8 protein-coding genes are annotated in these 8,635 nt (G+C 69.5%); all 8 read right to left on the bottom strand.

All coding sequences use genetic code 11. The features are described 5' to 3' along the window. Nucleotides 1–311: hypothetical protein (locus AQJ91_RS42330; RefSeq protein ID WP_159054793.1), on the bottom strand; the 311-nt coding region annotated here is incomplete at its 3' end. 114 nt (nt 312–425) lie between these two features. After that, the gene (locus AQJ91_RS42325; RefSeq protein ID WP_067033515.1) at nt 426–2,078 is read right to left on the bottom strand and encodes an amidohydrolase; all 1,653 of its coding nucleotides are present in this window, start codon (nt 2,076–2,078) and stop codon (nt 426–428) included. A gap of 1 nt (nt 2,079) precedes the next feature. Then, nucleotides 2,080–3,093 (bottom strand): methyltransferase, encoded by a 1,014-nt coding sequence (locus AQJ91_RS42320; protein ID WP_199848164.1) that lies wholly within the window; start codon nt 3,091–3,093, stop codon nt 2,080–2,082. Continuing rightward, on the bottom strand, nt 3,090–4,403 hold the full coding sequence (locus AQJ91_RS42315) for a tryptophan 2,3-dioxygenase (protein WP_067033512.1): 1,314 nt from the start codon (nt 4,401–4,403) through the stop codon (nt 3,090–3,092). Before AQJ91_RS42315 ends, AQJ91_RS42320 begins: the two co-directional genes overlap by 4 nt. Beyond that, nucleotides 4,400–4,789, bottom strand: coding sequence for an adenosylmethionine decarboxylase (speD, locus tag AQJ91_RS42310; protein ID WP_067033509.1), 390 nt, complete (start codon nt 4,787–4,789; stop codon nt 4,400–4,402). Before speD ends, AQJ91_RS42315 begins: the two co-directional genes overlap by 4 nt. Continuing rightward, nucleotides 4,786–6,000, bottom strand: a complete 1,215-nt coding sequence (locus AQJ91_RS42305) for an ATP-grasp domain-containing protein (RefSeq protein ID WP_067033506.1) — start codon at nt 5,998–6,000, stop codon at nt 4,786–4,788. Before AQJ91_RS42305 ends, speD begins: the two co-directional genes overlap by 4 nt. After that, nucleotides 5,987–7,216: an MFS transporter gene (locus AQJ91_RS42300; protein WP_067033503.1), complete on the bottom strand. Its 1,230-nt coding sequence runs from the start codon at nt 7,214–7,216 to the stop codon at nt 5,987–5,989. The genes AQJ91_RS42305 and AQJ91_RS42300 overlap by 14 nt, the downstream gene beginning before the upstream one ends. Continuing rightward, on the bottom strand, nt 7,213–8,634 hold the full coding sequence (locus AQJ91_RS42295) for a coproporphyrinogen-III oxidase family protein (protein ID WP_159054792.1): 1,422 nt from the start codon (nt 8,632–8,634) through the stop codon (nt 7,213–7,215). The genes AQJ91_RS42300 and AQJ91_RS42295 overlap by 4 nt, the downstream gene beginning before the upstream one ends. Between the last annotated feature and the right edge of the window lies 1 nt (nt 8,635).

Raw genomic sequence — 8,635 nt, 5'->3', positions numbered from 1 at the left:
AAGGTCAGTTCCCGCGCGTAGAGCAGAATCGGGGTGTCCGCGCCGAACTTCTGCTGCATCCTGGTCAACCACTCGTCCGGCGATTCGCTGCCGTCCGGAGCCGGCATCAGGGCATGGTCGGAGAGCACGTCGCCGCCCACGGTGATCTTGATCAGCTCGCGCTGGTCGTCGCCCGCCATGACTGCGCGCACGGCGCCGATCACTCCCTTCCAGACGACTTCGGGGGTGACCAGTCCGCAATTCCACCCCTCGACCCGGGTGCTGACGCCGGTCGTGGGGGACTGCTCAATACTCAACTGGGTCGTCGCCATGACTGCCTTCCTCTCCAGATGTACGGCCTGGGGAGCAGCGCTCGGAACCAGCGGCGCCCGGCAGGACGGAACTCTTCGCGGTCAAGTGCTGGATTTCTTCCTGCTGTTCGGCCGTCAAGCGGCCCGCGCCGGGGGGCTCTGCTGCTGCCCCGCCAGCCGGTCGTGGACGAGTCGGCCGCCGGCGATCGTGAGGTCCACCTGTGCCTCGCACAGGGCGTCCGGTCCTTCCCGCAGCACATCGACGTCGAGGACCACGACGTCGGCAGGGGAGCCCGGCGCCAGGGTGGCCGGACGCCGGTGCAGATGGCCCGAGCCTGCCGTGTACGCCCGGAGGATCTCCGGCACGCCGATCCGCTCCTGCGGGTTGAACGGGGCCGGCCGGTAGTCCGGTCCCATCCAGGGAGCGCTGGCCAGAGCCGGCAGCCGGGTGGCCGCGACATAGGCGCCCCAGAGCGGATTCGGACTGCTGACAGGCCAGTCGCTGCCGGCCGCCAGCCGCGCACCGGCCCGCGTCAGACCGGCGAAGGGGTACTGCCGGTCCACGCGGCGCGGGCCGAGCATCGGCTCGTAGGTCTTCCGCATGTGCGGGATCTCCGCCGCCCACAGCGGCTGCACGTTCGCCGTGACGTCGAGTTCGGCGAACCTGGGCAGGTCTACGTCGTCGACGAGTTGTACGTGGGCGATGTGGTGGCGGCGTTCCGAGGAGGAGCTGGCTGCCTCGACGGCGTCGAGGCACTCGCGCACCGCCCTGTCTCCCACAGCGTGGAAGTGGACGGAGAACTCCGCCCGGACGAGCGCGGTCACGGCCTCGCTCAGGTCCGTGGCGTCCAGCCGGCCGGGCGGGGTGACGGGTCTGTCGAGGTACGGCGAGAGCAGTGCCGCCCAGCCGTTCTCGCAGATGCCGTCCTGCATGATCTTCACATGGTCGGCGGGAAGCCCCACGGCGCGGGCCTGCGCACGTCGTTCACACAGGTCCTCGATCTGTTCCGGCCCGCGGCACGGGTCCCACCACAGGGCCAGCGACACGGAGCCGCTCACCTCGCCCCGGCGGGCCAGCTCCAGGTAGGCGGGGAGCGGGTCGGGCAGACCGAGGTAGGGCCCGACCAGAGCGTCCTGCCACGCGGTGATGCCGTACCGGTGCAGCAGACGCTGGGCCGTGAGCAGCGCGTTCTCCTGCGCGACCCGGTCCGGCGGGGGGACGTGCCGCCCCACCAGGTCGGCCGCCGCCTCGTGCAGCAGGCCCGTCGGGCGACCGCCGAGGTCCCTGCTGATGGCGCCGAACGGCGGGTCCGGCGTGTGCGCGCCGACACCGGCCCGAGTCAGTGCCGCGCTGTTCACGCAGGCGTCGTGCAGGTCCGAGCCCAGGAGATGGACGGGCCGGTCCGGTACGACCGTGTCGAGCAGTTCGGCCACGGGTGTGCCATGGGGCAGGAAGGCCGAGGTGAGACCGCCCCCGACGATCCACGGGAGATCCGGGTGTCGCCGGGCGTACGTTGCCACCCGTGTCAGCGCGTCGCCGAGGTCGACGGCGTCGCTCAGATCGCACCAGGACTCAAGGAGTCCGGCCGCCATCGGATGCACATGGGCGTCCTGGAAGCCGGGCATGACCAGACGGCCCTCGGTGCGCACCACTTGGGCGTCCTCGCCCACCATGCCGAGTACGTCCGGCGCGGAACCGGTCGCCAGTACGCGGTCCCCGCGCAGGACGACGGTGTCCGCGTGCTCATGACCCAGCACCCGGCCGCCCGTGAGAACGATGTCCGTCACGTCACGTCCGGGCTTCCAGTACCGAGGACCGCGGTCCCTCGGTCACGGATACGAGGTGGAATCCGGCCCGGTCCAGCAGGCTCTCCCACTGAGGCAGGGTCCGCTCCTGGCCGCCGAGCAGCACCAGCATGTGCAGATCGAGCAGCCCCGCGGCACCGGCCCCCGCGTTCTCCGGGAGCACGTGCTCGACGATCAGCAGGCGGGAGTCGGCGCTCATTGCCGCACGGCACCTCCGCAGGATGCGTACGGCGTCCCGGTCCGCCCAGTCGTGGAGGATCTGCGACAGGACGTAGACGTCGGCGCCCGGCGGGATCCGCTCGAAGAAGTCGCCCTCGGCGACGGTGGCCCGGTCGGCGACTCCGGCGTCGGCAAGCGCCGGGGCCGCGGCGGCCACCACATGCGGCAGGTCGAACACCGTCCCCCGGAGGTGGGCGTTGCCGGTCAGCAGCCGGCTCAGCAGCGCGCCGGTGCCCCCTCCGATGTCCACGACGGTCCCGACGCCGGCCCAGTCGAGGCCCAGCAGCGGCAGCAACCGCAGCTCGACGAGTCCGGCCTGCCCCTCGTCGAAGCGCTTGGCGGCGTCGGGGTGTTCGGTGAGCCACTCGAAGTAGGGCTGACCAAAGACCGGAGGGAATGCGGCGTCCCCGGTGCGCAGCGAGTGGTCCGCGGCCTCCCAGACCCGGTAGGCCTCGCCGCCCATCAGCTCCACCAACTGGTGCAGCGAGCCCGGAGTGTTCGTACACAGCGGGGTGCCGAGCGGGGTGAGACCGAAGACGTCCGGCGCCACCTCGTCGAACAGGTCCTCTCCGGCGAGCACCCGGAGGAACCGGCCGAGTGCTCCGGGATGCGCCCCCACCGCGTGCGCGAGTTCGGCCACCGGCATCGGTCCGGTCGCGAGACGGTCGGGCACGCCGAGTTCGCAGACGGCGGAGATGGACCGGGACACCAGGTATCCCATGATCTTGCGGCGGAGCAGCTCGTTGTGCCGGGCCGCGGTCGCTTCTTCCGTTGTCAACGTTCTCCCTTCCCCGTCAGCGCCGGGAACAGCGGTGTCTCGGAGGTGGTCTTCAGGTAGGAGGCCCCGGCGGTGCCGCCGGTGCCGGGGACCTCGCCGATGATGCGCAGCGTGATGCCCCAGTGGCTGCGCTTCATCCCGCGCCACGACGTGTCCAGACACCTCAGTTGCTCGGTGAGCCTGTCCGCCCCGGGGCGGGTGCGGACCTCGGCCCAGACCTCCTGAAGGGTCGGTCCGGTCCACAGGGTGTCCACGGCACCGGATGGCGGGTGGGGCGCGCACGCGGCTTCGATACGCCGGTACGAGCGGGACTGGACCGCGCTGCGGCCGCTGGTGTACCCGCGGATCACCGCGAACACCTCGACCGGCATGGTGCCCAGGAGCCGGAACAGGGCCGGGAGCACGGCCATCCGGTCGGTGACCGCGACCAGGGCGTCGACCGCCTCGTCGATCCGCCCCTCGAGGAGGGCGTCGCGCGATGCGGTGACGGCAAGTCCGATCTGCTCGTACAGCGCCTCGAACACCTGGATGGAGCGGATGAACATGATCTCGTCGTGCAGGCAGGTGACCGGAAGCAGGGAGCGGGCCACGGTCTGCGCCGACGAGGGGGACACCAGCTCCAGGACGGTCTTCGCGGCGCGTTCCGATGCCTCGGCCAGCGGCTCCAGAGGGTCGTGAGTCTGTGCCAGGACGGCGGCCACGTCGGCGGTGACGGACGGGTCGAGCGGGTGGCCGGGGGCGAGTTCGCCGGCCAGGACCAGCAGTCGCGCCGTCGCTCGGAGACGAGTGCGGACCGCCGGCGCCGGTGCCCCCGCGCCGGCCGCCGCTGCCTCGGTGCGGAGGAGGTCGCCCAGGACCGCCACGGTGAGTTCGTCCAGGCGGGAACGGAGCCGGTCCCGCCTGCCGCCGTGCGGCGGGGCCGTACCGGCGTCCTCGCCGTGACCGGCTTCCGCCGCCAGCAGGTGCGGGCGCAGGCCCGCGTAGGTGACGTACCCTCCGGTCTCCTGGTCGCTGGTCATCGGGAGCCAGGCCGCCAGGAAGGCGTCCTGCCGGTCCACGGGGACCGAGGAAAGACGCCGCACCAGGACCGGATCCGCCCGGGTGCGCCCCACCGCCCGGAAGTGCGTGACCACTTCGTCGTAGGGAAATAACGAGCAGGATCGATTCTCCCAAGCGTCCAGCGCCGCATGCGCGTCCGAGCCGGCCCGCTGACGGCTGGTGGCGTCCGCGGTGGCCGCGCAGGCCGCCCCCAGGCCCGTGCCGCTCCGGACGAGTTCCTCGTGCGCCGCCCTGACCTCTTCGGCGATCATGCGGCGTACCCCGCGGAAGCCAGGACGCGGACCGGTTCCCCGCGACTGAGCACGCTGGTGCGGTGCTCGCACGGCCCGAGCGCTTCGAGGACCACCTCCACGATGCGCTGCGGATCGCAGCGCGTGCCGCAGGTGAAGGCGTCCAGAAACAGCGAACCCTGCTCGGGATAGGTGTGGACCGACACGTGGGACTCGGCCAGGACGAACACCGCCGTGACGCCGACCGGTTCGAACTCCTTGGTCTGCACCCCGCACAGTTCCGCCCCACTGACCTCGATGCCCTTCCTGATGGCCGCGAGTATCAGCTCGTTGTCATTGATCCGCTCCGCGGCGATGCCGACGATGTCGCAGAGCACATGGGTCCCGGAGAAGGCGTACACGCTCATACCGACCACCTCAGAGCGTCCGAGGCCCACTGCGCGCACTCGTGCAGAGCGGCTTCCACCGCCGCGTTGTCGGTGCCGCGTACGACGAACGACACGACCGCGTCCGTCGACGCCGTGGCCGCGGGGTAGGCGGCGGGGAGCTCGACGGGCAGGTGATGCTGGACCACCGAATCGGGCAGGCGCATGTCCGTGATCTCCTCCAACGTGCCACGGCGTGGGGGCACGAGAAGCCAGCCGTAGCACTCGGGACCACGGGAGACGAGGGCGTCGCCGCAGCTCACTCCCGCCTGATCCCGGAACCAGAGTTCGACGGGGTCGACTCCGGTGCCGAGAGTGAGGGTCTCGTAGACGTGCCCGCCGCCCAGGCGCGCACCGATCTCGCAGAAGTACAGCTCCTCCGTGTCCTCGTGGAGGAACACCTCGAGGTGGAAGGGGGTGAACCCGGTCGGGGGCAGAGCGGCGACGGCTCTCTCGGTGAAGGCGACGAGGCGCTGCCCGAGCGGGTCGTGCTCGTCGAGCTGGGCGCTGCCCAGACTCTCTCCGTCCGCGAAGGACAGACACGAGTTGACATAGCGTGAGGGAAGGGCGAAGAGCACCTTGCCCTCCCGCATGAAGCCGTCGACATGGTGGACGGCACCCGGCAGATAGGCCTCGATCAGAACGTCGTCCGGATCGTGGCCGAGCAGTTGAGCCGTCAGCTCACCGACGTCGTGGACCACGGCGACGCCACGCGACCCGTAACCCAACCGCGGCTTGACGACCACCGGCCAGCCGGCCCGCTCCGCGAACTCCTCGGCGTCGGCGCGCCCGGCGGGGGCGAGGAACCGGGGCGTCGGCACGGCCGCGGCCACGGCGGCCTTCATGGCGTGCTTGTCCCGGAAGACCAGCGCGTCCGCCCCGGAGAGGCCGACGATCCCGTGCCGGTCGCGCGCCCGGGCGAGCCGCAGGATGTCGTCCTCGGTCCCGTGGACGACCGCGGACACCGTGCGCTCGGCGCACAACCGGTCGACATGGGCGACCACGGCATCGGAACCGGAATAGTCGGCAACCGGTATCACCTCGCCGAACTGGCCAGCGTATCCCGGCCCGGCCTCCTCGCTGGTGATGAGCACGACCCGGTCCGCCACCTCGGCCAGCCACTCGCTCACCGGCGTGACCCGGGCGGGAATCCGGTGCGCCACCACGATCAGGCCGTCGTCATACGTCCGCACCGACGGTCACCTCCGTTCCTCCGTTGCTCACCGCGGTCTTGCGCCTGGACATCAGCAGTGGCGCGCACACGAATATCGACAGGGCCATCACCACGAAGTAGACGGCGTCGCCGCCCAGCAGCAGTCCGCCGACGAAGGGGCCGGCGAAGAACCCGAGGTAGCGGATTTCGGCGACGCCGAAGTAGGTGCCCTTGCGGTCGTCGCTCGCGATCTCGTGGACGGCGATGTCGGGCAGCGGCAGCAGCACACCCTCACCGACGGTCCAGAAGACGATCCCCAGGTAGAGCATGAACAGGCCTTCGGTGGCGGCGGCGTAGAAGCACGCGAAGGACAGGGCGAATCCCACGCAGCCGATCACGATCACGAGGTTCGGCCGCAGCTTCCGGGACAGCCACACGATGGCCACCTGGAGAAGCAGCGCCAGAACGGCGTTGGCGATGAAGAGGCCCGCGAAGTAGTGCACGGCGTCCTCTCCCCACTCGCCCGCCATGTACAGCGGAATCATCGACTCGAACTGGGAGAACACGAAGAAGATGACCAGTCCGGCGGCCGTCGCGGCGAGCAGCGCCCGGTCGCGCAGGGCGGCACCGAGCGGGAAGCGCGGACCGCCGTCCTCGGCGCCGCCCTCCAGCGCCGCGAGCTGCTTGCGACGGCCCAGGATCAGCAGCAGGTAGCCCGTGTAGAACACGGCCGGAACGGCGAAGAACACGACGGCGCCGATGCTGTAGAGGACTCCGCCGATCGCCGGACCGACGATGCCGCCGATGCACAGGACCATGTAGCGCACGCGGAAGATACGGCCGTCCTCGTCGGCCGCGAGCGACATCAGCTTCTTGCCGCCGGGCTCGACGAAGAGGCGGGCCACACCCAGCCCCAGGAGCAGGGAAACGATCGCGGGCGCCCCGTCCGCCACCGTGAGTCCCGCGTAGATGCACACGTACGCGGAAAGCCCCAGGACCATCATGGGCACGGTGCCGAAGCGGTCGACGAGCATCCCGCCCACCACACCGCCGACCGAGGCGATGAGCGCGATTGATCCGACGACGGCTCCGATGGCCACCGCGGACAGCGAGGTGTTGGAGGCCAGATAGATCGATGCGAAGGGCATGGCCGCGAAGAACGCGATGGCGTTGAGCAACGAGCCGGCCGCGAGCAACGCCTGCACACCGTCGAGCCGCCACAGTGGCGAGGCCTCCTTGCCGACGGGCTCGCTCACCGGGCCGAGGCCATCGGGAGCAGGGGAAGCATGCGGTCGTCGCCGTCGGTGAGACCCTTGGTCCTGCGCTTGAGAGCGGTGAACTCGTCGAGCACCTTCTGGTCCGAAGCCGGCGAGAGGTAGTACATCATGTTGGCGTACCAGACCCAGCCCAGCTCGGTGATCCGGAACTCCTTCTCGTCCTCCTCCAGCATTCCCTCGGAGACCAACAGGGCGAGCTTGCCGGTGAGTTCGTCGGGGATGTGCTCCCAGACGATGCGGCTCTTGTCGAGATGGCCGAAGTAGGGCAGGTGCAGGATGATTCCCCGCTCGTAGGGGATGCCGTCGCCGACGGTGATGTTGATCTTCACATCGTCGTTCTCCAGCAGGTTCTTGACGTACGTGGCGCGGTTTTCGTCATTCATCACGGTGTAGTTGGCGACCTGTGAGATAGCGCTGTTGCCCAGACCGATCAGCTCGTCGTCGTGGTACGACCAGGTGTGGGTGTTGTACAGGTTGAGGTAGTCACGCGAGATGAAGGGCGTCGTCGGCCGCTGCCCCTCCGGCAGGCGGAAATAGCCGTGCCCGTTGTGCTGCTGGAACCCCGAGGCGCGCATGTACTGGTTCAGGTAGATGGTCATGGCCATCTTGTCGATGAAGCTCGGCGGCTTGAGGCCGCGCGCCGCGTACGCCCGGTGGAGCGGTGCCTGGGTGACGACGTTGCTGATGGGATACAGCTCCATCGTCGGGGTGCCCAGGCTCGTGGCGTATTCGATGTCACGGGAGAACTGCTCGAACGTCTGCCCGTGCATCCCGTAGATCATGTCGAAGCTCGTGTGCTCGAAGTACCGCTTGAAGAGCTCGACCGCGGCGTACTCCTGCTCGATCGTCGCGGTGATGTTGAACAGCTCGCGGTACAGCGGGTCGAAGCTCTGCAGGCCGAACCGGACCTTGTCCACGCCGATGTCCCGCATCGCCGCGCACTTCTCCTCGGTCACGCTCTTGACCTCGGCCTCGAAGGTGAACTCCTGGAGCTGGGAGAGGTCGAAGTGGTCGCGCACGGCCTGGCCGATACGGGTGATCTGGCCGGCGGTCAGCGTGGTCGGAGTGCCGCCGCCGAAGAAGATCGCCCGGATCGGGATCGAAGCGGCCTCGGCGTAACGGCCCTTGAGCGCGATCTCCTTGAGCAGGGCCTGAACGTATGTCTCGATCTGCTCGTCGCCGGTGCTCCCCAGACCCCGGTTGAGGGTGCAGAAGGTACAGATCGTGTCGCAGAACGGGATGTGGAAGTAGAGCGCGCGAGACCGCACTCCCTCTGTCCCGATCCCGGAGTGGAATTCGTGGTGGGTGACCGTGTCCAGCTCCTGGCCCTTCATCGGGTAGAGCCAGTTGTAGAAGGGGAGCTGACGGTCGAACTTCATCAGGGTCTTGCCGGGCATG

This window comes from Streptomyces dysideae, assembly GCF_001514305.1.
Taxonomy (GTDB): Bacteria; Actinomycetota; Actinomycetes; order Streptomycetales; family Streptomycetaceae; genus Streptomyces; species Streptomyces dysideae.
Note: the sequence above shows the minus strand (reverse complement) of the source record. Positions and strands in the feature narration are given on the sequence as shown.